The organism is Sporocytophaga myxococcoides DSM 11118 (assembly GCF_000426725.1).
Lineage (GTDB): Bacteria > Bacteroidota > Bacteroidia > Cytophagales > Cytophagaceae > Sporocytophaga > Sporocytophaga myxococcoides.
In genome coordinates this window covers 282,994-308,355 of record NZ_AUFX01000011.1, presented here as the reverse complement: position 1 = coordinate 308,355, position 25,362 = coordinate 282,994, and the positions used below count along the sequence as shown (strand labels likewise).

Annotated in this window: 18 protein-coding genes; 14 read left to right on the top strand and 4 right to left on the bottom strand. The window is 36.0% G+C overall.

All coding sequences use genetic code 11. From position 1 onward, the window contains the following. The 3 genes from K350_RS0115305 to K350_RS0115290 form a co-directional block, all read right to left on the bottom strand. Positions 1–278, bottom strand: a 278-nt coding sequence (locus tag K350_RS0115305) for a transposase (RefSeq protein ID WP_028980660.1), incomplete at its 3' end; no start/stop codon positions are given. A 479-nt stretch (positions 279–757) separates the two neighbouring features. Beyond that, positions 758–1,738, bottom strand: a complete 981-nt coding sequence (locus K350_RS0115295; protein ID WP_156027053.1) for a hypothetical protein — start codon at positions 1,736–1,738, stop codon at positions 758–760. A 40-nt stretch (positions 1,739–1,778) separates the two neighbouring features. After that, positions 1,779–3,086, bottom strand: coding sequence for a radical SAM protein (locus K350_RS0115290; protein WP_028980658.1), 1,308 nt, complete (start codon positions 3,084–3,086; stop codon positions 1,779–1,781). A 438-nt stretch (positions 3,087–3,524) separates the two neighbouring features. Between K350_RS0115290 and K350_RS0115280 the strand changes: the two genes are divergently transcribed. The 14 genes from K350_RS0115280 (at position 3,525) to K350_RS29010 (ending at position 23,866) form a co-directional block, all read left to right on the top strand. Next, positions 3,525–4,346, top strand: a complete 822-nt coding sequence (locus tag K350_RS0115280) for a hypothetical protein (protein WP_028980656.1) — start codon at positions 3,525–3,527, stop codon at positions 4,344–4,346. A gap of 353 nt (positions 4,347–4,699) precedes the next feature. Then, positions 4,700–5,092, top strand: a complete 393-nt coding sequence (locus K350_RS0115275) for a hypothetical protein (protein WP_028980655.1) — start codon at positions 4,700–4,702, stop codon at positions 5,090–5,092. Between the two features lie 3 nt (positions 5,093–5,095). Further along, the gene (locus K350_RS0115270; protein ID WP_028980654.1) at positions 5,096–5,764 is read left to right on the top strand and encodes a hypothetical protein; all 669 of its coding nucleotides are present in this window, start codon (positions 5,096–5,098) and stop codon (positions 5,762–5,764) included. Positions 5,765–5,856: 92 nt separating this feature from the next. Further along, positions 5,857–11,238: a tetratricopeptide repeat protein gene (locus tag K350_RS0115265; protein WP_028980653.1), complete on the top strand. Its 5,382-nt coding sequence runs from the start codon at positions 5,857–5,859 to the stop codon at positions 11,236–11,238. 51 nt (positions 11,239–11,289) lie between these two features. Then, positions 11,290–12,999, top strand: coding sequence for a leucine-rich repeat domain-containing protein (locus K350_RS0115260; RefSeq protein WP_028980652.1), 1,710 nt, complete (start codon positions 11,290–11,292; stop codon positions 12,997–12,999). 49 nt (positions 13,000–13,048) lie between these two features. Next, the gene (locus K350_RS0115255) at positions 13,049–14,962 is read left to right on the top strand and encodes a hypothetical protein (RefSeq protein ID WP_028980651.1); all 1,914 of its coding nucleotides are present in this window, start codon (positions 13,049–13,051) and stop codon (positions 14,960–14,962) included. Positions 14,963–15,233: 271 nt separating this feature from the next. Continuing rightward, positions 15,234–15,809 carry a nicotinamide riboside transporter PnuC gene (gene pnuC / locus K350_RS29020; protein WP_037575790.1) on the top strand — a complete coding sequence of 192 codons (576 nt, stop codon included), beginning with the start codon at positions 15,234–15,236 and terminating at the stop codon, positions 15,807–15,809. Beyond that, positions 15,806–16,801, top strand: coding sequence for an AAA family ATPase (locus K350_RS0115245; protein WP_028980650.1), 996 nt, complete (start codon positions 15,806–15,808; stop codon positions 16,799–16,801). Before pnuC ends, K350_RS0115245 begins: the two co-directional genes overlap by 4 nt. A gap of 43 nt (positions 16,802–16,844) precedes the next feature. Continuing rightward, the gene (locus tag K350_RS0115240; protein WP_037575787.1) at positions 16,845–18,437 is read left to right on the top strand and encodes a MoxR family ATPase; all 1,593 of its coding nucleotides are present in this window, start codon (positions 16,845–16,847) and stop codon (positions 18,435–18,437) included. Next, positions 18,425–19,378, top strand: a complete 954-nt coding sequence (locus K350_RS0115235; protein ID WP_028980648.1) for a hypothetical protein — start codon at positions 18,425–18,427, stop codon at positions 19,376–19,378. Before K350_RS0115240 ends, K350_RS0115235 begins: the two co-directional genes overlap by 13 nt. Next, the gene (locus tag K350_RS0115230; protein WP_037575785.1) at positions 19,375–21,150 is read left to right on the top strand and encodes a DUF58 domain-containing protein; all 1,776 of its coding nucleotides are present in this window, start codon (positions 19,375–19,377) and stop codon (positions 21,148–21,150) included. The genes K350_RS0115235 and K350_RS0115230 overlap by 4 nt, the downstream gene beginning before the upstream one ends. Positions 21,151–21,152: 2 nt before the next feature. Then, positions 21,153–21,725, top strand: coding sequence for a hypothetical protein (locus K350_RS31330; RefSeq protein ID WP_051313180.1), 573 nt, complete (start codon positions 21,153–21,155; stop codon positions 21,723–21,725). After that, the gene (locus K350_RS0115220) at positions 21,712–23,064 is read left to right on the top strand and encodes an AMP-binding protein (RefSeq protein WP_028980646.1); all 1,353 of its coding nucleotides are present in this window, start codon (positions 21,712–21,714) and stop codon (positions 23,062–23,064) included. Before K350_RS31330 ends, K350_RS0115220 begins: the two co-directional genes overlap by 14 nt. A 265-nt stretch (positions 23,065–23,329) precedes the next feature. Next, positions 23,330–23,866, top strand: coding sequence for an MgtC/SapB family protein (locus tag K350_RS29010; protein WP_051313179.1), 537 nt, complete (start codon positions 23,330–23,332; stop codon positions 23,864–23,866). Positions 23,867–23,978: 112 nt separating this feature from the next. Here K350_RS29010 and mnmE read toward each other — a convergent pair whose 3' ends face one another. Next, positions 23,979–25,361 carry a tRNA uridine-5-carboxymethylaminomethyl(34) synthesis GTPase MnmE gene (gene mnmE, locus K350_RS0115210; protein ID WP_028980645.1) on the bottom strand — a complete coding sequence of 461 codons (1,383 nt, stop codon included), beginning with the start codon at positions 25,359–25,361 and terminating at the stop codon, positions 23,979–23,981. Position 25,362 lies beyond the last annotated feature (1 nt).

The following is a 25,362-nucleotide window of genomic DNA, read 5'->3' as shown; positions in this document are numbered from 1 at the left end:
AAAGCCTCTATTTCTTGATTTTGATCTTTCTTTTCCTCTTGATTCAATTCCACTTTTTTAAATGTAATTGATTTTAATGCACTGAGTCTGCCTTCAGATTTTCGTACCCAATAACTTATCACCGACTTGTTGATGTTGTATTTCTTTGAAAGCATTTTAAAGGTAATGCCTCCAGACTGATATTCCTGGATAATTTGCAACTTTAATCCAATATCATAGGGCTGAGTATTCTTTCTTTTTCCTCTGCCTCTTTTCTTTAAAAATTTAATTTCTGTCATCTTTTACAGGGTTTAAACCTGTAAACCTATTTCAGGACGAGACAGCTTTCAGGCTAAAGCATGTAACTATTAGGCTATAGCCTGGAAAGAATTTGCTTTAGCCTGCACCTTTGCGGCTTTAGCCTCCACCTTCTGGGAGTGCTCCTGAAGCTTCTGAATGAATTTCCAGAACCTCCGGGAGCTTTCCGGAAGTTCCAGAAGTTCCCATGGAAGTTCCAGGAGTAAGCATGGAGCTTCCAGGCTAAAGCATATAACCTCCAGGCTATAGCCAGATATTTCCGCGCTTTAGCTTGAAAGAATTTTGCTTAATTCGGAAAGGCATGGGAGTCAGCAAAAATATCAAATGGACTGAATTTAGAGGGGAAATGGATTTTGGATGTTAGATTACTTTATTCAGAAGTAATAAAAAAATCCTCGTTTCCGAGGATTTTTTATTGAACAAATTGGAGCTGTGTTTTACTAAACTTAAATGAAGCAGACTAAGCCAGTTTTTTCTCCACATCCTTGTAATATTCCTTAAGCATATATAATGTCTGAAGAGAGTTCTCTTCTTGTAAGCCAAGGGTGGTATAAATATGTTTGAGGATAGATGCCATTATAGGCCATTTCTCCTGGTCCTGAAGCCTTGTTTTTGTATTGGAAGTATATTTGAACCAATGGGGTAAAATAACTTTCTCTTCCTTGATAATATGCTTAATTGCAAAAAGATCTTTCCTGAAATCATCGAGCCAGTAAAAGTCGGTGTCTTCTACATCCTCAGCAAAAGCCTCAAGCATGGAAATTATAGTGTCTTTTTGTTCAATATAGCTCCTGCGCATAAGCTCGCCAAGTTCTTTGATTTGTTTCTGCTTAAGCTTTCTTAATTCTTTATCCTTTCTGGAAAAGTAATCAGCAGTGGGCATGCTCTCTTTAAAATGCCATTCGAAGAAGTCTGCTTTTTCAGGTCTGCTTTCGCTCAAAACGGTTACCACCGAATCTGACAATACCAGTCCTGTTGCGAAAACCAGATCATCATTGAAAGTTCCCCTGTTTTCTAGCATGTTGGGAGTGTATCTACTTAAAAAGTCAAGGAGTTTTTCATTAATAAAATCACTTTCCGTAAATGATTTATTCATGCTAATGTTCATTTCAAACTCTTGAATGCTATTGTTAGGATATCTCAGGAAAAAGTTTTCAGGAAAATAGAAGGCTGGGTCCAAAGGAGCGCTTGGATTTTCCTGCAAGAAGAGCTTGATCCTGGAAATGTATTTTTCTCTTATGTAATCAGGACTTACAGATTTTTTGAATATAAAATAAATCTTAAAGTGATCACCTCTGTGGAAGCTGGTTTCATGAAAGAAATCAAATCCATCCTCTTCCGGCGCTTCTTCATGTAATGGTAGTAAGCATTCAAAGAGGAAACGGTTTATCTCCATTCTGTTGTAATAGACCTGGAAATAAAAACTAGTGGTTGATGACATATCTATATAAGTGAATTCAGTTTAATTGATGTCAGTATGTTTATACAATTTCTTTTTTGGAATAAAAGTCAAAATGACAATGACATAATTCTTTGTTGCACAAAACAGGATCGTCCGGAAGTTTTAAGTTAGGGTTTCCTATGTTACCGATCTTTCCGCCAACCATGCACCATCCGCGGAATATATCACCATTAGCATTAATGGCTATTTGAGTAACTCCGCTTAAGCAATTCCAACCCCACCAGGTATTTTCCTTTGAAGAAACCAGAAGAGGAGGAGATACCTTTTGTCTTTTTCCATCTGGATAAACCTTTGAAAGATCAGATCTCTTATTGATAACCTTTGTTTTATTGACAATAGGTTCTGCCGAAGTAGTAGAGTTGAATTGATCTATCTCATCAAGTTCAAGTTGTGTGTAGCCTGGCAGGAGTTCACCTTCCAAATCTTCTATCAATGGCATCAGGTTTACAGTATATATGCCCAGCTTACGAATATCTTCTCCCAGTTCCTGGCAGAAGTCTAGCTTGCCAGGAGGAGTCATAATATTACAGTTCAGGTCTACTTTATCTTTTAGAAAATCGGCAAGCTCCAGATATTTCGCGCGATCAGCAAACTCTGTATGGTAACTGAATGCTATTACATCAAAATGCTGAACATTCTTTCTCCACCAGTCCATTGTTCTCGAACCATTGGTTATCATTGAAATGACACCGCCTTTAGACTTTATATATGAACATAGAGCTCCATAATCTTTGTAAAGCGTGACTTCTCCGCCGGTAAACTCTATTACAATTTTTTGTCCAGCCTTTTTCTCAAAAAGAGTATCAATGAAGTTTTTCAGAATCTCAAGGTCAGTCCATGGGATAGAGCCATCATTAAGGTAAGAAGGGCAATAGCTGCAGGAGTAACTGCATGTGTTACCTAGAAACCAGTTAGCTACAAAAATATTTTCAGTCTCAAGTCCTGTGTCAAGCACTGTATAGCCAGGTTGTACAGCTTCTATTTTTTTCTGAATCTGATTCTGATGGGTAATAAGAAATGCTTCAGTTAGATTGTAATCTGTAAGACGAATGATTTCCCGATCATTTTCCTGATACAAATCATCTGTAATTTTTTTCCATGATATCCATTCACCATCCTGCAATTGAAGGTCGATGCTGTTATCTCTCAAAGTATACCGGCCTTCAATGGTTGGTTCTTTTATTATCGAATTTTCCACATGTCCTCCATCTGATCCAGGTACAATCTCAATCACACCGCTTAGGCATGTGTTGTTACTATACAAAATGTAAAAATTACTTTCGTTCAGATTGTTGTGTTTGATGAATAAATCTTTAAATATTTTCATAACATAGTTGCAGTTGCATTGACAATTGATAATCGGAACTACACTATATGCTGATTGACGTTCCGGACTATTATATACTTAGGCAATAGCTTTATAAATTGATCTTCAAGAAAGTGGATTTATTTTTTAGAGTTTGTATCAAATGATACAAAAAGCAAACTCTATGGGATTTATTTAAAAACAAATGACAGGAAATTAAAACTGCAGAAAACTTTTAACGATAATATAATAGAGATTGAAAAGTTTTGACTAAAATTTTGAAGAGTGATTATTTTGTTGTTTATCAGCGCGTTATTAAGGTTTTGTTTGGAGTAAAAAAAGAGATTATCTTTTCCGGCATTAATTCGTTAAAGTTTTTACGATCATTCAAATCAGCTCCTTTAAAAGGATCTTTGTTGAATGGTTATTTTTGTGAACATGTTTCTAATTTTTCTGAATATGGCTTTAGAACTTTCTGAACAAGACTTAACATTGAGCTTATTGAATGAGCACCGTGAGCATCTTGATAATTTAATAAAAAGAAATACTTATGATAAATGGAAGAAGTATAAAGAAACCAATTTAACCGATGCTAATATTTCATGTATTAGTAAGGAGGATTTTGATAGTATTGAAGCGAAGCACGGCATCTCAATTCCCAAAGAGATTAAATATTTTTATCAGGAAATCGGATGTCCTAAAGATGATTTTTATTATCAAATCAACAGAATGATCAGTGCCGATAACCAATTGATATTAATGTTTCAGTACTCTGAGGCATTCGCCACAGCTCTTATTCAATACTATCTAAAGCTATCAAATGTTGAATTAATATTGCTTTCAAAGGAGATTGAAGCAATTGATGAAAGAGGGCTATATAAATCTTATACAGATACTCTTGAATATCTTTTATCTGAAACTCAGGATTTTTATGACTTCAGAAAACAGAGGTTCAATATTCCTTTCTTGCAGAAGATATATGAAACTTTTGACAATAAAGATAATCTTCTAGTTCATTTGTTTGTAACCTGGATTCATTGCGGAGGGGCTGGAGGAGTAATTTTGAATACGAACAAAAAAGGTTATTTAGGTGGCTGTGTACATGGAGATTGGTTAAAAATTACAATAGATGGAACAGATTATTGGTATAACAGTAATTGTTTTGTTAATACAGAGAAGCATTATCTTATTCCACATAAAGAGGCCATAATAAAAGACCTTGAGCTGATAAGAAAATTTATAAACAAGAAAACCTGGATAGGGCCGTTTAAAAGATTGTAATAGTTTTAATTAATTTGGTATAAATGGTCCGCCAGGAGGTATACTTTTTTGCTAATCACAATAATCCTCTGACTTTAGATATTACTTATAGATACCTGAAATTTTTTAAGCTATTTATAAATTTCAATTTATAGTCCCTATTGCTTTTTATACGATAATAGAATTAAAGTTCACTTTAATAAACCCAAACCTATCGTTTGTAAAATGAAACGATTTTAAATTTTTAGTTTATATAAATTCAGGGTCAGATAAAATAGCGTAATTAAGTTCTGACATCCTTATTTTAAAATGTCGATTTAGTTATGTGATTTTTAGTGACTTATTTAATACAAAAACAAAATTTTTTAAATAAAATGGGATTAGCAGAAAAAAGATTAGCAGAAGAAATCAAAACAAGCAAACTTCCTGAGTTTGAAACAAAATTACAAGATAGAGCAGGCTATCCAATCAAGGTTGATATAGATTGGAATTCTTTTACAGCCTATAACGAATATCCACTTTCCAGACTTGACATTGTATTTGACGATATAGAGTCTTTTGTGAAAAAAATCTGTTCGGATGATATGGGTAAAGAAGCTTTAAAAGAAAAGTTGTCAACAATATATCTTACCAATACAGATCAGAGAGAGGCTGTGAATATGGAGTTGAAAGACAATAAGCTTTCACTTCATTTTCAATTGGCAGGAGACACTTTTAGCTCTTACACCGACTCACAGATTGCATCTTATGTAGAAAAACTATTATAAGAAGTGATTGCATCATATCAGGAACATTTATTCAAAGACTTTTCAGCATGGTTCAATATCCTGTCTGAATTAGCAACTAATACAAAAGAAACTTCCAGTTTACCCAAACTGGAAGTTTCTTTGCATTCAGGAAACAGATTCTTTGGCAACGTCATAGGTTATCAAAGCTCAGATCAAGGTGGGACCTTATTCCTTTTAGAACAAGCAGATGTATATTCAAAATCAAATGTACACATAGTTCGATGTTCGGAAATTATTGCTATATCATTAATTGAGCCCAAAACGTATCTCGATATTTTTATAAATCAGCCCGTTTTCGTTTCAGAGCTTGAACTAAAGCGTAAAACCAAATTGGTGGAAGATGAATTATTGCAAATTGTTTCCAGATCATTACCGATTACCCTTTTGCTATCATCCATGACGGAGCAAAACAGAAGTCATGTGTTACAAATGGTAGAAGCTTTACCAACCATTTTTAAAAATCTCTGTAAAGACGAAATGGGCAAAAATGCAATAGCATTAAATATTTCAAACATAGAGATACAGGCTGCTAAAACAAATCAAACAACCCTGGAAAATAAACAATTAACACTTGCTCTTGCTAAAATAGCTAACCTGAGTGGTGAAAGAGAAAAGGAATTACTGCTTCACTCCATTGAGAAATTGCTTTAAATTCTCAATTTTTTTTTTCATATTATATTATCTAAAAATGTGTCAGGCATTATGAAATTATCTGATTTTCATAATTCCTTATTTTTCTTATTATGCATTTACAACTTACCGATACGATAGAGAAGGAATTAAAAGAAATCATTAAGTATGCAATGCATTCAGATCAATTGGATCCTGCAAAGCTTCGGATGGTTATCTTGTCACCAGATAATGGCTTTGAGAAACTGAATGTTTATATTCGAAATGATTGGGATACCTATTTTGACGAAGAGACTCTAACGGTTATAGGTAAAATCAATATCTCAGAATGGCTTGATCTAGCTGATGCAGCTTTGGAGAAGCAATCGGAAGTTAGTAGTTCTTATATTGAACACGCAAAAGCGTATCAGTCAAAATATAAGGTTGTATCTCCTTCAATTACCTTCGGTCATTTGCATATTCTGGAAGAAGCATATCAGGAGTACTTAATTTGCCTGCGAGAAGAACTGTTTTTTCAAATAGAGGCTGCCATTCGTGCTGTGGCTGTTTCTTTTTCACCAGAGGATTTCAGTTACGTTGTAGGGTTTGCTACGTTTAAGATTCCATACAACCTGGAATACAATCTTACCATTCAAGGGTTTAATCATCCGATGGGAGAAGGGCCATTTTATAAAGCAAGACTTTCATTACCTAACTATCAGGTATCTCGTCCCTACTTGAAAATTTATAAAAGTGGCTTTCAGTTGTTTCTCCCAAATGAAGCCTTGTATGAAAAGTCAGAAAAGAAAAGCGAGGCATTAACGTTAGATATTTCTGAAATTATATATGCATGGGTAGAAGGCGACGAAATAAAGATAAGATTAGTGGATGAATTTGCGAATTGGGAGTTGTCTGCGGAACTTAATGATATTGAGAAGGGAGAATTGTCTAATGAAGAAACGTTTGAAGTTTTTAAAAACTTTCTAAATCAGCATTCTGAAAAGATTCTGGACATAAATATGATTCCTGATCCGTTATTGGATATAACAGGATTTCAGTATTGGCTGGATTCCGTATTAGAATGCAATTTTAGAATTTCATACAAGAACCTGCATACCATATTTTCTTATAGCGAGAAAGCTTTCCGTCTATATTTACAACTGTTGCCCAAAACAGTGGAACAATATCAACAGGCTGAAGATTATCTAGCATCAAAATTATTTTATCTGGGACGTTTTCAGGAATCCTATGATTTGCTTAGCAAATCAAAAAACATCTCAGTGTCCGATTCAATACAACTGCTCGTGTCCTTGTTTTTGCTCAATAAGAAGGAAGAATATGATGCATTGAAGACAACCATTGTGGCCAATAAAGAACAAGTAACAATTGAGTTGTTAAATACATTGTGGTTACTCAGAGAAAACCTTAGTTCTGATTATTTAGAGAAAGTAGAAGCTGACTTATATCCTCTTTTAGCTGAATATAAAAACATTACTGAGCATCGCTTGCTTTCGGTCATATTTACAAAAGTATATGTACTACTCAATCAGCCTGACAAAGCCTTGTTTTATCTGCAACATGTCCCTGCTTATGAATCCTTTGAGCAAATGCTTATAAAGCAGGAGTTGTCTGATGCAGATTATATTATTGATGCCTATGATTTACTCTTAAAAGAGAAAATACAAAACAAAGAAGCAGAGGCTTCAATGAATAAAAATGCTTTGGTTGTTTCTGAAAATATAAAAGCACCAATAGAAAAAAGCAAGTATGAGTATTCTTATTATCTGAATCATAAGATAAGAATAGAAGGATATAAGTGGGTATGCCCAATTAAAGCAGATACTTTTATAGCCATTCAAAATGATGGTAATAAATATGTATTACTACTTGGAAAACTTACTGACGAAAAGATTTTAAACATCCTTCAATCGGAAGAATTACAAGGGAAACCTGAAGTGTCTTCTTGTTTGTATTCAAATGGAGTATTGTATATGCCTTATGAAGAAGTCGGGATTATCACTTATTCAGTAACGGTACATTCAATTGAAAAAAGAGATGTTATATATAAGAATAAAAGTGTAAAACCAAAGTATGAATCTGTCGCGCTAACAAACGAGTATTTATATGTAAGCAACAACGGCTACCTGGAAATTTATACGTTGAATAATCCTGATGTTTGTATTTCTAAAGCTTTATATATCGTAAGTGGTTACAAATTATTTATACACCAGAATCTATTAGTAGTATGCGCTGATGCTGGCTTATTAATTTTGATAGACATTAGCAATAAAATCAAACCATTCATACTTTCTACCTTAATAGAAGGAAGAACCCCAGCTAATATTCATTTAGAGTTCATTGATAACTTTATGGTTAGTCAATCAGTATTTGATATTTCAAATCCATCGGCTCCCAAATGGATCTGTTATGTAGGGGAGGAGTTAGCTCCTACATATTATTTTGCTCCAAAGCCTGAGGTGCCTATCATCAGTACAGGTGAAGAATTCTTATTAAGAACTTTAAACATTAAAAACGAGCAACCTTCTTATACAAATTGGTTGGAAAGCCTGAACTCCGAAAATCATATCTACGAACGTGCAATAGGCAATTTGGCTACAGCTTATTGTGATGATGTGCTTGTAACCTATTCAGGGTATGAAATTATTTTTTGGGAAAAAGGATTATCTCCACCTGTTGAAAAAATAGATATACATACAGAAGTAGAAGCCTTGGTAAATAGATGCTTTCAGTATTTGATTGAAAACTATCCTGATTTTTGTATTGGTAAAGTACATTTACACTACAAACCTTTATATCGGGAAATTGAAATTGCCTTTCATGAAAGTTCAAGCCTGGCAGTCATGGCAAACACTGCTAAACCTCATGAGTTACCAATAGTTTTCAGTTCTCTATATCTACACCCTTATTGCACAATAGTACAAGAAAGAGAATTTGATCCTTTATTCATGCAGTTGGTTTATGATGGTAATGCTATAATTAAGAAGCTTATTCATGAGCCTTTATTTGTCCATATGGCTGCTCGTCATGTCTTGGTGATAACAGATAGAGAAGCAACTTACTTGTATAATTCTTCAAAATACTGGAGTCCATTTCGCAGTCAATACAAGGAAACAAAACAGGATACGATAGAACAGATAATTCTTAGTCGTAACGAAAATCTGATAAAAAAACTAAGAGATAAAATCGCTGAAGACACAGTAAGCTTAAATGAGTTGTTGGAAATTTTAAACAAAAGAATTTACATACCTTCAAATCATTCAGGGTTAACAAATAAGTTTGCTCCCAGAGACGAGGATTCCGATCTGAGATCTATGCTTGGTGAGTTATTTGAAAACGAAAATCTAGGAGATTCGGGATTTGTACCTACTTATATATTAAGGCCTACCTATGCTCCTGAGTATATTGAAAGGGAAGTCAAGGCGCAGAATGGGTATTATGAAAACAACGATGAGACGTATGAGTTGAGAACCACTGCATTCAAAATTTTATGTTCACATCCCGACCGCAAACTTGTCAGAGAGATTGTGTTTAATGGTATCAAATTCGGTCTCTTGCATTATGATCTGAAAGACCTCCCTGCAGTCTATTCTGTTGATCACTTGTTGACAGGGCAATTTGTTAATAATACTCATGGACTTTGGGATGAGTTTGGTAAGGATTCTGACGTAAGATATTTCCTGATGTCGAATCTCAACCTCTTTGATGATTTTTTACAATTAAGGATTGTCTATAATTGCGGACACCTGAGTCATCCTACATTACTTGAGTATCTTCGTTTGAATATAGCAGAAGGCTTCAATTACGATACTTACAAAGGATATAATAGTGGTATCGACTGCTCAACTTTGCCAGCAGAGGTTTTGAGACCATTAGAGCAGGAGCTTCTTGAAAGACTTACTGAATTTGAAACTGCTTCAGATACATCCAAACATAGAGAAGCAGAGCAACAAATCGCGATAGTTTACGCCATGTTATACAAGTTAGGTCATGAACGCATGCCTGAATTGGTGCAGAAAAAAATAACTAAAGCACTCAAAGTTCAAGAACAATATGATAGCTTGTTTGATGAAGATGAAGAATATGAAGATGAGAATGTCTTTTTGGTTTCCATCTACAGGGAGCAGAAGTTAAAACGTCTGATTAATTATTATGCCCAAAATCAAGGCCCGCTTTGGCCTTTAGAAGAGGCACTGGAGCCCTATAAAAACTCCTGGAGAAATACCATTGAACAACTATGGGAAAAAGGGTCAAAAGAATTCGGTCCAGATTTCATAACAAATTATGTTTTACTATTGTCAGAGAATATAGCATTAGATACGGATTATGAGCACGATCGTATTTTAGCCCAGCAAATTATTACTTATGCTTACCATCACATTCAGAATAGGCCGGAATTAGCTTCATTGGTTGAACCATTGGTGCTCTCCACTCTTCAACATCAGGAAAAGTTTAAGGAAAAGACAGACGTTCCTGCTTTGAAAGAAAAGGCTAAGCTTACCTTGCTCCAAGCTGCCTGGAATGATCTTAAAAATAAAGACTGGGACTTGGCTGAACAAAAAGCCATTGCTACGCTTGTTATTGATCCGAATTTTGCCCAGGTATATTTTCTGCAGGCACGTTTGCTTTGGCTCAGAGAAGGAGTTGACGCGTATCTGACAAAACAGAATTCATATATTGATAAAGCATCTCATGATGTTATTACCCTGGCTCGCTTATACAATCTAAGTGGATGTGCTATGGATGTTGAAAACCGGTATGAAGAAGCCTTGGTGTATTTCAAAAAAGCGGCATTAATTGCCCCACATGATCCCATGTATGTCGCCAATGTAGCTGAAATTTATTATAAATTACGCAAGCCTAAAGAAGCATTAAAACATGCAATCGCAGCTCGTGCTAATGGCAATCAGGGGGATATATTAAAAGAAATTATCGACAACAAAGGAATCATTGCTTCTTCGGAAAAAACACAGAAAGACTTCAAACAGGAAATTCCCAAACGAAATGAAATTAAGATCGAAGTAAAAGATCTTTCTACGAAAGAAAGTATTTTGGATGCATTAACGCAAATGGAAGCAGCAGTATCTGATTGGGAGAATTTCGCAAAAGTCTTGATTTTTTCTGTAATTGATTTGAAAGGAAAAGCACTTGAAGAGCCTGATTTCTTTGCTGAGGCAATTAAGCATGAAGATTCTCAGGATAAGATTCAATCTATTATTGAAAAGTTTATTCAGTATCCGAAGGTTAAATATATTTATAGAAATCCTGAAGAAACAGCTCTTTGTTATGCAGTGTTTGAATTGGCCAAAATGGGGGAGGACTACTTGGATACAATTTTTAAATACCTTGCAGCCATTGATATGGATCATGATGTATTTAATATAGAAAACCTGATTCCTCTGCTTGAAGAAATGTATTCCCAAAATGTTCTTCTGGGAAAAATGAAAGCAATTTCAGAGAACCTCTCAGAATGGTATAAGTATTATCTTAAAGAATAATAAGTTTAAAATCTTTTAATTTGAAATTGTGACAATAACAAAATAAATAAGATGATTAAGGTGATAGGACTTTTTGTATTGCTTCCTATATGTTTACTCGGTTTGTTCCTGGTTGCGCAAGCACAAAATACCTTGAAATATAAGTACCTGTTCCGCAATACAATATTAAGTAGTTCCGGCAAATATGAGCTGGGGCCAGTCCTTCGTGGTCGTGTGTATTATCCTCGCTATTTTTATATCCCTTCATTAAAACAATACTTGGTTTATTCAAGCCTTGACAAAAATGGTCGCTTCAGAGTATATGAAACATATGCAAAGACGGAAGGTTATGCCTATTCATTGCTGGACGAAATAGGATCTGTTATTTTTTCATTTGAAACACCCTTAAACTTTTCTTATCGCAGTGGCTGCTTTTACGGTCCCTACAATTATATCCCTTTTCTTGAAACAGGAAAAACTGATGCAATAGCTTATCATAAAATACATAATTCGACGCTGGATTTCAGTGAAGAAGATTTTGAAAAAAACTATCTGGAATTATACAAAACCGCTGAGTATGTAGAGTTCGTTAATCTCCGTACATCTAATGATAATGACCATCAGGCAGGTGTAATATTCAAACGCGAGGGTAAGGTTGAAATTTTGCTTTCAGGCTTGCGAAATGGTCGTATGTTCCGCACTTCTCAGGAAGACCGAACCATTAATAATTTTGACGATTGCTATACTCCAGCAATTCGCAACCATAAAGCATATCCGCAATCAGAGCCATCACTCGATATGATTCCGCTTGAAACTACAGTTACCAATCCCTTTGTGCATTGGAGATTAGGATTTAATAAGGAGTTTAGTATTAAACGATACATAAAGGATTACTCTTCCGGTTGGCAAGGAATCATGAAGCTCGGAGGGATACCGATATATGTTCCTGGTGATGCTTCAGGTACTACTTATGTTCGTTTTAAAGTGAAGGGAGATGTTTTTAAAATAAAGATTTTAGAGGTTGTAAAGGTAGATTTTATTCCCAATTATAATTTAGGACTTCGTACGTTCAGATTACCTAAGCATTTGAGAACCGAGCATTCACTTGTATTTATAGAGTCTTCCCAAAATATGGGTGACAATCGGATGGGAGGAGGAGTATTTGTAGTGCGACCAGCTACGACTTCCAATTCATCTTCCGATATCCCCTCAGACATGAAAGAAGAGTATTTTAATAAGTTGCCTATAAACCTGCAGGAAGCATTGCTGGATCCGGATAGTGTAAAGGGATTAGTCTTTGGAGCTAAACATATCAATACATGGATTCCAGAAATAGAACGTTTGAAAAATCTGACTCATCTGGAGATGAGTACTGCGATAACTGAAATTCCTGATGCCATTTCAAATTTTCCAAAGCTTCAAAAGCTGTCAATGACTTATGGTAACATAAAGAAAATTTCTCCCGAACTAGGTAAACTGAATGAACTTAAAGAATTGAATTTATTTTCAAATAAAATAGAAGATTTTCCATCTGTAATTCTGGAACTAAAGGGCCTCAGGCGATTAGATCTTGGTGCGAATGAACTAATAAGTTTACCAGAAGATATTGATAAACTAGACCAGCTGGAATACTTAACTATAATTCTTAACAATATAACAACCCTCCCGGAATCGATGATTGGGATGAAGAAATTATACATCAATGATGGAAATGTGTTGGAAAATAAACTACCACCTGAGTATAAGCATTTGTTTGATTATATGAAAAGTCTTAAAAAATAAACGATATAGTTACTTACTCATATGAGCATTGTAAGTTAAATTTTTTAGTATGTACGTTATAGAAGTTAAGCAACAAACAGAGGCATGGCTGGTTGCTATATGTTCTTGCAAAGAACAAGCTATTGCTTATTTGAATACATTGACATCCGAAATACAAGCTCATGCTTATTGCTATGAAATTGCAATAATAACTTTCCCATTCGTCGTGATTGAGCATTCGGGAATAGCTCCCGAAACAAAGTCCAATTTTGAGTTTTGTTCGATCGAAGAATTACGGCTCCGCTTGAATGCTCTTCGCAAGCAAACAGTATCTGATCAGGAGCATGTTTATTTCAAGTATTATTTCATTGGTGAAGAGTATTTTCAGTCTATATCTGACGATAATTATATGACTTATCTTCAGCACACAGTTGTCACAAATCACTTATTAAATGAGCCATATGAGGTTTCAGTTTTTCATGAGCAAATTAAAAGATTTGTTTCCAATTGTGACATCGAAGGTTTAAATGAACTTTTTGAACAAACTAAAACTGTTTATACTTCCAGGTTAGAAAAGGAAGATCTGGCATTGAACGGATATAGTAATTTGTTCTGGGATATGAACTATGACCATGCTTGTGGCAAGCTAACTGAAGCAGGTATGCAGCATCTATTACCCATGGTTGAGAATATGGAACTTTTGTTGGATGAAAAAAAGTGGCAGCATCGCAGTTTTGCTTTGCATATATTACTAGAGCAGGCTTGTAATGACGCTCCTGAAAAGGCTCCATTTATTTTGGAAGATACAATTGACTCTTTCAATAACTACCTCCTTTCTGATCCGAATGAAGCATTGGAAATCCACAGATTGATTTCACTTGCTCACCGCATGGTGATGGAGGTAGATACACGTCATGCCTTTATGCATTGGTCTCACGCATTAACCGAAATCAAAAAAGCAACGGCTTTTTTGCCTGAAAAAGCTTCATGGTCTACCTTATTGCAATTAATATATATGCCATTGAGTGGTGATAGACATTGGCAATATATGCAACTCAAAGCCAGAGAATCATGCGAGCGGGAAATGTTTGTTTTGGAATCTACCTATGGCGCATCTATAGCTTATCCGATAGCCTTAGCTTATCAGCATTTAAAAGAATATCTTGATTGGAAAAAGATTAATGGCATTTTCCCTGAAATGATTGCATTATGTTGGGCTGAAAAAGCACTGGCCTATAATCCGCAAGAAACCAGTCATATGGATTTGCATGAGTGTGCTCAGTTTTTCAATCAAATAGGATTAGCAAATAAACGTGTTGACTTTTTATTAAAGACAATTTCTTTATATGAGCCACTATTGAGAGCTTCAAGCGATTGTGCTCTGGAAGTGTATTACACTGCAAATCTATGGAAAGAGATTGCAGAAATCAATTTAATAAAACATGGATCCGTAATGGCAGACAAGGCAATGGAGGAAGCTCAGGCCATTTATAAGAAATACTTTGAACAGATAAAATACAATCCCTCAATGAATCTTCGATATGCAGAATTTTTGGAATATTGTTATACTTATGAAGGGAATATTGTCAAACCAGGATTATCCGATTTAAAACAAATTGCAGATGAAGTAGAAATACAATCAGAAGGTTTTCTGAGTTATCCCTATGAGTTACTCATGCGTATTGCCTTGTTTCAGAATAACGAAAAACAAGCTATTCTTGAACTTACCAGATCAATGATTCTGCATGAATCCTGTGCCGATTCAATAATTGATAAGCTTTTAGAAGAATTTAAAGAAAGCGATTACAAACACTTAAATATGTTTTTAAATGACACTAAATCATTTATACATGAAGTAAGCAAAAATTACTATTACGATCCAAAGATCAAATGGAAGCAAATGAAGACGATGCAGCCTGAAGAGTTGATTGCGTATTGGGAACATCGAAAAAACGAAATCAGGAATAGGCCTGCATTATTTTAATTGTTGAAAGCTACAGAAAAACAATATTTTATTAACTCAAGTTTAAGAAGAACCAGCTTAATCTCTAACACCAGGAAGTACAACACGCTTTTATTTTTGTAAATGCTTTTTATTGAATCTATTTTTAGAAACGAAATTAATATTAGGTTGTTCTGATTTTTTATATGTAGTATATTTATAATGTGGGATCAGTCAGTAGTTCTGAAAAAAGATGCAGGACTGAACCATTTATAAATATGGACTAAGGTTATAATAATGTTATTAAAGTTACATGTCTGAAATAGAAATCATAGCAACAATTTTCGGAATTATTTGTGTAGTGCTGACCATAAGGCAGCATATTGCTTGCTGGCCAGCCGGCCTTGTTCAGGTATTTCTTTATATTTTTGTTTTTTACCAGGCAAAACTTTATGCAGATATGGTTTTGCATGTCATTTATGTCCTCCTTAGTATTTATGGATGGTATCATTGGTCCATGAACAAATCAGGTACTCAATCTTCTGGTGTAAGCACTGAAGGTAAGTTTATGTATATGTATGTGTTTGTATGTTTAATCTCATCTTTTATACTGGGATTTTTACTAACAAGATATACAGATGCTTCTTTTCCTTATCCGGATTCTTTTATTATGTCCGGTAGTTTGATAGCGCAGTGGCTCATGTCAAGGAAAAAGCTTGAATCGTGGATTTTCTGGATTATTACTGATGTTGTGGCTGTCTATGTTTATTGGTATAAAGAACTTTATTGGACTACAGGCTTGTATATAGTATTCCTGTTTCTGGCTATTATGGGACTTGTGGAATGGCGTAAAGATTATTATCAGACTAAATCTGTTTTGATTAAATGAAAACTACAGGACTAACTCTTGGTAAATTTGCTCCTTTGCATAAAGGCCATCAATACATTATTGAAACCGCTATTCGTGAGACAGATCATGTTATCGTTGTAGTCTATGATGCACCTGAGGTGACGGATATACCATTAAAAGTGAGAGCATCTTGGATCCGTTCACTTTATCCGAAGGTTGAAGTAATAGAAGGAATAAATGGTCCTGCTGTTACAGGTGATACACCTGAAATAAAAAAAATCCAGGAAGATTATATCTCTGGATTGCTAAATGGAAGAAAAATAACACATTTCTTTTCAAGTGAATTTTATGGAGATCATATGAGTAAAGCTCTTGGCGCAGTAAATAGAGAAGTAGATAGGTCAAGGACTGTAGTACCAGTATCAGGAACGTTGGTGAGAGAGGATGTTTTTTTAAATAAAAATTATTTGTCTCCCGTGGTTTATAAGGATTTTATAATAAATGTGGTATTCCTGGGAGCTCCGTCAACAGGAAAAACTACCTTGGCTAGAAAGCTCGCAGAAGATTATGATACAGTCTGGATGCCTGAATATGGCCGTGAATATTGGGAATTACACCAAGAAGACAGAAGACTTTCTCTGAATCAGCTGACCGAAATAGCAGAAGGACATTTACTTCGGGAAGATCAGCAACTGTACATGGCAAATAAATATTTATTTACAGATACCAATGCTATAACGACCTATATGTTTTCTTTATATTATCATAATGAGGTAAGTGGTGGATTAAATTTGCTAGCCAAACAAGCAGAGAAAAGATATGATCTTTTTTTCTTATGTGATACAGATATACCTTATGAAGACACATGGGATCGTTCAGGGGATGTTCAGAGATCTGAGTTTCAGATACAAATCATGGAAGACCTGATTGTCAGAAATATTCCTTATATTTTACTGAGTGGTTCACTTGCTGAAAGAGTAAATAAGGTTAAAAAGGTTCTAAAGACTTTTCAGAAATTTCCAGTTTTATAGTGACTTTCAATTTATACAGCAATAGCTGAAACAGTTTTAACATATGAGCGATTTTATAAAAAAATCATTTGGACTTTTTCAAAAAGTACCTTCTGCACCAACAAATCCGCAGGAGTCGGAGGGGAATAATAAATTTGAAATCAGAGATTTGTATGAGGGGGAAGAAAAGACTTCCCTTGAAAACGGGAAGAGTGGTCTGGATGAAAAATTACGTCAGGCTTATTTCTGGATTACAAATTCAGCTATTATAAGCCCATTTTATGATATTGAATATGAAGATGGAAACTCTAAAAGAATCGTTTTCGGAGATAGTAAAGTTGAGGTAGTTTTGCCAAATGGTCAAAGTTATTCAAGCTTTGTTCTTGTCCCATTGCTTACTCTTGCAGTTCGTGGAAAGTGTCTTGTAGTCGGCGGACCTGGCAGAGGTAAGACTGCAACATCTATACTTATGGGACTGTTGGCGGGGTATTCCAAGACTGATGTTCTAAGAGCTATTCAACATGGGCAGCCACAAATGACCATCTCAGATTTACTTGGTCATCCTTTACCTGCTGATATGGTAAAGGCTGAGAAAACTTCTGATATCAGAATTGCATGGAGAAAATGGCTTGGTATGAGGATTAAAATCATTGATGAATATAACCGTATTCCTACAAGAACACAGTCCGCTTTGCTTACAGTTTTATCAGATAACTATGCAGAGATCTTTGATCAGATATTTGAATGCCCTCCTTCAGCGTGGTACCTCACTGCCAACGATGATGCAGGAGGTGGAACCTATCAGGTTATTGAAGCGCTTAAAGACAGAATAGATATTGTAATCCGTGCTCTTCATTTTAATACCAGGTTTATTGATGACCTTCAGAGAAGGATTGAACTGAACTACAAACCTGAAGCAATGATTCCTGAAGAGATAATCTTCACAGAAGAGGAGATGGATACTATCAATGATCAGATCAGAAATGTGACTTTACCTGTCGCGGTTAGAAAGCGCATTGAATTTTTCTGCAGACAGTTTGAGTTTTTTGAAGCAGCATCTGATAAGCTGGAATATATGACCAAAGACACTGCAAAGCTTTCCGGCCTTGATTTTAAAAATTTGTTCAGACGGGAAACCGGTAAAGATCATGTGAAGGACCTCGGCTCTCAGACTATCAATGGTATGTCTGTCCGCAAGATCATGACATTAATCATATATGCTAAAGCAATGGCTTATTTCAGGGGTAACAGTCAGGTAGAACTGGAAGACGTAAGACAGATTCTTCCTTTTATCCTTCATGATACATTAGTTCCGCATCTTGAATCACCATTCTTTGATCAGCCTGGAAATGAAAGCTACAGGGTAGACCGTATTGTCTGGTTGAGAAAAGTATTTGATTTATCCTGTGAAGAATTTATGAGTCAGAATCTGGATAAAGATGATCCTGTAGAGACAATGGATGCTGAGTTTAAAAAAGGGCTCGAAAATGTTTCCATGAAAGAGATCGATAAAAGGCTGTTGGAGATTGAAAAACAGCTGAACAAGTGGGCTCAGGAGAAAAAGCTTTATGGATACAGACTTGATGATATTCTTAAGCTTAAATATCTTCATCAAAGATATACCAATTACAGACGCTGGCTGCAATGGAAAAAATAAAGTATGCGCCGCTCGTACAATATTTAAGGGAAAATCAAGATTCCTATAACTTGCTTTGCAGAGCACATGAATTGCATTTTGGACCGCTTGATAGCAAAATAATTTCTTCCTGGATGTTGAAGGTAATAGAACCTGTTATTATTGAAATAGATGCCTTATTTCCAGAAAGAATACCAGTAGTTTTCAAAGCGTTCTTCTCAGAGTTGTTGCGAATTCTCGGAAATAAAACAGGGGTAATATTTGAAGAAGAATATATGGCTGCATGGAAGCTGTTAAAAAGAATTCCTTCAATAGTGGTTACAAACCCTTCAAGATCTGTCAGGGCAATTGATAGCGGTATAGAAGCAATCAGGTTTTTTCAGCCTGATAAAGTATTGTTATGGATTTCCCGCATGGATAAGGTAATAGGTAATTGTGATACGTTTGATGAAATGTTAACTCTTGGAAGAGTTTATGCATGGGGAGCAGGAATGGCACATCTTAGGAGTAGAGTTATCAATGAATTATCCTTTTTGCCGAAGTTTCAGGAGGATGTTTTTTCTAAAGACATAAGTCTTAAAAATGCTTTAAAATATGAGTGGCCAGATTATAAAAAAATCACATTCGCGGGAGAGTCGGGTGGATTTTTAGGTAATGGAGGTTATTTTCTCTCTTCACCTGTGGTCGCTCTTATAGAAAATGAAATTTTAGTGACTGATGGTAAAGTGACTTGTGCATTTTTTGCAGACCAGTTTGGCCAGGTATTATTACCCGAGATTCCCGTATTGCCTGAAATTATATTTCAGAAAGCAGATGTGTCTTCATTTGCTTCTTTTAAAAAAGAACATGGAGAATCCATAGTCCCTTTTGAAGACATTACGTCCTGTGTGATCCGTAATTCAACACTTGTAATAACAAGAAGAAGTTCTCATTATTTATATGTTTATGGCTGGTCAGCATGAGTGAACAACTAGCAGCAGAGATAATCTTAGACCAATGGAAAGCTGTTTGGCCTAAGGCAAAACAACTATGGAATCCTTATGTGAAACTTCGTGAACCCGAATGGTGTCTTACATCCGATCTGGCAGCAGCGGAGGGCCTTACAGGTAGTTTTGCAATGATCAGGTTAACAGACCACAGGATTGTTATTGATTTGCAAAAAATTGTGGAAGAGGGAGTGTATGATTTTGCAATGGAAATTCTTGCCCATGAAATTGGTCATCATTTTTTTACTCCTGCCAATCTGCGAGACAATGCTGGTTTGCTATCAAGGATAAGATGGGCACTTGCTGGCATTGAAGATAGAACACCATTTGTTGCAAATCTTTATGCAGATCTTCTGATTAATGATAGTCTGCAAAGAACAAAGGGACTGGATATGGAGGGGGTTTACAAGCAGATTAATAAAGAAGAGGAAACTTCAAAAGTATGGACATTTTACATGCGCACATACGAATACCTCTGGAAATTGAAAAAAGGAACACTGGCGAAGTCTGCAAATCTATTAACTCCTGCATTGGATGCCGATGCTTCTTTGGCATCGTCACTCATCAGAAGTTATTCCCGTCAATGGCTTGACGGAGCTGGACGTTATGCTGCACTTATGTATCCTTATCTTATGGAAGATAAGGAGTATCAGAAAGGAAGACAATCATTTGTTCTGGTGCTGGATGCTGAACAGGCAGGAATGGGTGGAGGAGCATTGTCAGGCCTTACAGGAATTGATCCTGAAGAAATTGCCGGTGTTATAGATCCCAGAACTGAAGCTACAGGGGAAAATGGTAAAGGCCTTGCAGGTGGTCGTTTACCAGGTAAGAATGATAGTGGAGGCGAGGGACCCAGGCAAAGGTACATGAATCCGGGAAGATATATTGACCTTTTAAAACAGATTAACCCGAATGCTCAAGAACAAGAGCTCATCAATAATTATTACCGTGAAATAGCATTACCGCATTTGGTAGACTTTCCAACGGAAAACTCAACTCCCATATCGCTTTCTCTACCTGAAGGCACTGAAAGCTGGAATGTCGGAGACTCTTTAGATGAAATTGACTGGATTGAAACCGCAATTTCTGCTCCTGAAATTTTTCCAGGATTCAATACTGTAAAGAGGATTTATGGTGAAGATAAAGATGATAATGAAACTAAAATCCCATTAGATGTATATATAGGAATTGATTGTTCCGGATCTATGGGCAATCCCAGAGTACGCTTTTCTTGGCCTGTTCTTGCAGCTATCGTAATAGGGTTATCTGCTCTAAGGGCAGGTGCTAAAGTTATGGGTTGTCTTTCAGGAGAACCCGGCAGTTTTATGGAGACCAAAGGATTTAGCTCTTCTGATAAAGAGGTTTTAACTTTACTTACTTCTTATCTTGGAACAGGGTATTCTTTTGGTATTCCTCGTTTGAAAACTCCTTTTGACAAACCAGTGCAAAAGAAATCTCATATAGTAATTGTTACAGATGATGATATCTTTAGTATGCTCGATGCAACAAAAGATGCGAAGGATACTAGTGAGTGGGAAAGTAATTGGTCGATTATTGAAAGGGCGCTAAAAAATGCCGGAGGTGTTGGTACGCTTGTACTTCACTCCAATAGACAATGGAGACAGGAAGAGGTGAAGAGATTAATGAATATGGGTTGGCATATATATTATGTTACAAATGAACAGGAGTTGTTGGCTTTTGCTGCTGAGTTTTCACAGGATCATTACCACTTTAAAAAGCGCAGTTAACAATGGATGTATATTCATTAGTGAATCATTTAAAGAAATGTCCGGAGGAGTATTTGCAAAAGGTCAATGCAATGCCTGGAGACATGAGCCTTACAGAAATTCTTATAAAAGATACTTTCAGAAATTTATATGGAAGTTTTAATGTTTCTGATTCAGAGCTTCCTCCAGTAATTTCATTAGAGGGCCTTGATGACAGTTATCTCCAGTCTGTTCATATCGCTTGTTGGCTTTTTTCTTTTGATACGTTTAAAGGGGAAAAAAAACTTACGGATAAATTTTCTCTTTTTTTATTTCAGGATTTATCTGAAGTAAGTCCATTTGTGCCATACCGTCAATGGCTGGAGGATGAGGACAGAACTGAAGAATTTGTTCGCATTGCTTTAAAAAGATGCAAACTGATTCCTGATGGAGAAACGAAGGAAGAAGCTCATGAAAGGCTTGATGCATTGGATACGATTAAAAGAAATCAGGTTCTAAAAAAATCCAATAAAGCATTTGAGAGGATAATAGAGATCAGAAGAAAAATGGAAGAGGCAAAAGCCAGAGAAGCAGCAAATGTTTATGGCAGAGAATAAAAAGCCGGTTGTAGGCCTAAGTGATAAGGAACGATTTCCTTTAATCAGTGATCTGTCATTTCTGAATAAGCTTAGACAGGACGAGCTAGCTCCCTTGTTTAATTTCAGCAGCGGTGACAGACTATCTCATGATCATCTTGAGCGTGTCCGTCAATATGCTGAGAATATTCGAGTCAATAAGATATTTTGGGAAAAGGGAATTTTACCTGACTGGATCGAAACGTATACTTCGTGGTGCAGACACACTGTAGATTTTTACAGAAACAGGAAGAAACACTTTCTTGATCAACCTACTATTAATAGAAGTCATATAAGCGCCACCCCCTGGGAGTTTGTATCTGATGACGCAAGTATCGAGGATTTGTTGGTGTATCAAACTTCCGGAACCACAGGCGCTGCAATGGATGTGGTATTTGATCCGGTTTCTCAGGCTTGCTGGCTTCTTCAGTTGCAATCCATTCTTGATCTTTACGATATTAAACTAGATTATGGGTCAGATAAAGTTGCAGTAGCATTGATATGTTCCCAAAGCGCAACACTTACTTATGCTTCTTTATCCACTTATATGGATGGGGCAGGTGTATTGAAAATTAATCTTAATCCAGCAGACTGGAAGTCGCCTGTTCATAGAAGTCAATATCTTGAGAAATATAATCCTCAGGTCCTTACGGGGGATCCCTTTGCTTTCATTGATTTGCTTGAATTAAAACCCTGCCTAAAACCCAAAGCCATCGTTTCTTCAGCTATGAAGCTTACAGAAGGTACACGCAAAAGATTGGAAGATTACTTTAAATGCCCTGTATTGGACATCTATTCACTAACTGAATGCAGAATGGTTGCATTTGCAGATAAAGACAGGCATAGGGCTATTCGTCATGATCTGTATCTTGAAATATTTGATGAGCACAATGATGTTCTCTTGCCTTATGGTGAAAGGGGAGAGCTTGTTATTACTGGTGGCAATAATCCGTTTCTTCCTTTAATACGGTATCGTACAGGAGACTTCTGTTCACTGGAAATTGAAGATGGTATTCCATATTTGATTGATTTGGAAGCAAGAAACCCTGTATTGTTTTATACTAAAGATGGTAACAGAGTTAATAATATTGAAATCTCAAGGTCCATGGCAGAGCTGCCTCTGGCAGGCTTTAAAATGCATCAGTCAAAAGACTTTAAGCTGACTTTTAAAGGATGGAGTAATGAAGATCTGAAGAGTGAAATTTCAAAAGGAATTAGGACAATATTCGGTGATGGGATTGAGATAGAAGTATTCATTATTAATCCGGAATTAAATAATGGTCGTAAGGTTGTTGCTTATACGAGTGATTGGGAGGGATAATTGCATTTATGGTGCAATATTGTGCACATGTTCTTTTTCATAGTTGATTAAGGCTTGAATCTAAGAGACAAGTTTTAGCAAAGCCTGCATTAATAGAAGTAAGGGATAAATTAAAAAGAATAAAATAGGATTTCCAGTACAGAGATATGAACATTTGTCATAAACACAAGTATTGATATTACTATAAATTCAACTGGGGACAGATCAATTGGATTATCTTTTGAAGTTGGTAGATTACGCTTGGCCATAACAAAATAAAACACCTATGGAATTTATTGATGAACCTATTCAATTTGTTGGCTTTAGTTTAAAGACCTTTGGCCATTCACTATTACTGATATTTATTGCTTTGATTTTAGGAATACCAATTGGATGGGAAAGAGGGAAGGGCGTAAATAGTATAGGACTTCGTACATTTCCCATAGTATCTATGGCAAGTTGCGGCTTTGTAATATTGGCCAAAGGAGTAAGTCTTAGCAACGGAGATCCTTCAATACTTGGAAGTACGATGCAGGGGATGCTCAGTGGGCTTGGCTTTATTGGGGGAGGAATGATTATAAAAGAAAAGGGGGATGTTCAGGGGATTGTGACTTCAGCCAGTATCTGGAATACAGCTGCTATCGGTATGTGTATAGGATTCGGTAGAGCAGAGATCTCTCTTATTCTTTGTATTGTAAATTTTCTTGTTTTATTATTACTGACACCTATTTCCAATAAAGGTTATCTGGATCCCAAGGGAGGTTTATTTAAGGAGGTTAAGCCTAAAGGTAAGCTGAGTGATAAGGATGATGAAGCTCTATAGGAGGGATGTTTAATTATAGTTAAACTATAGATCCTTAGATATTGAAACGCACTGAAAGAAATAAAAAGACCAGCTATCAGAAGCTGGTCTTTTTATTAGATATATCTACATATTACTTTCCGATACAGAACTTACTGAAAATATTCCCGAGTAAGTCATCAGTCGTTATTTCCCCTGTTATCTCGCCAAGGTATATTAAGGAGCTTCGGATATCCTGAGCAAGCAGCTCACCAGAGATGCCATCATCCAGTGCTTCCAGAGCTGCTTTTAATGAATCCCTGGACTTTACAAGACTTTCATAGTGGCGAACATTGGTGACAATGACATTACCTGTTTTAAAGTTGGCAAAGTTTACCATTTCCACAAGGTTTGCTTTCAGTTCTTCAATGCCCACCTTCATAGCAGCAGAAATAAAGATGATGCCATCAAAATTTCTGAATTCAATAATGTTGGACTTATCCTTGTCAATCTTGTTACCAACCACTACGAGAGGGATATTATAGCTTTTTAATTCGAGAAGATTTTCTTTAAGCTCTTTTTCAGAAGTTGAATTAACATCAAACATGTAAATGATGAGGCTCGCTTGCTTCATCTTTTGCTTGGTCCGTTCAATACCGATAGATTCAATTTTGTCAGAGGAATCCCTCAGTCCTGCTGTGTCAATAAAGCGGAAACGAATTCCTTCCAGAACCATTTCATCTTCAATAAAGTCACGGGTAGTGCCTGGTATTTCAGAAACTATTGCTCTTTCTTCATTGAGCAATACATTGAGAAGAGTAGATTTTCCCGCATTGGGTTTACCTGCAATGACAGTTGGTACACCGTTTTTGATAACATTACCGACATCAAAAGAGCTGATCAGATGATCAATTACTCTTTTAATCTCATAAATAAGATTTTTTAATTGAGACCTGTCGGCAAACTCTACATCTTCTTCACTGAAGTCAAGTTCCAGCTCTATAAGGGATGCAAAGTTGATTAGTTGTTCTCTTAGTTTTTTTATTTCAAGCGAAAAACCACCTCTCATCTGATTCATAGCAGCTTGGTGAGCAGCTTCTGTTTCAGAATATATAAGATCTGCAATCGCTTCTGCCTGAGCCAGGTCGAAACGACCGTTTAAGAATGCTCTTTTGGTAAATTCTCCGGGTTTGGCAAGTCTTACACCTTTTCGGATTAGCAGTTGAAGGAGTTGTTTTACGATATACTCCGAACCGTGGCAGGAAATTTCAATGACATCTTCTCTGGTAAAGGAGTTAGGACCTTTAAAAAGAGAAACAACTACTTCATCTAAAATTTTCTCTCCATCCCGTATGGTTCCGAAATGAATAGTGTGAGATGCAGCAGTTGTTAAATCTTTACCTTTAAATATCTTTTGTGTTACAGGAATGGCTTCTTTACCAGATATCCTGATTACCGCAATGGCACCTACACCTGAAGCGGTGGCAAGAGCGGCAATTGTGTCTTCACTTTCTATGTTAGTACTATGGGGTTCCACT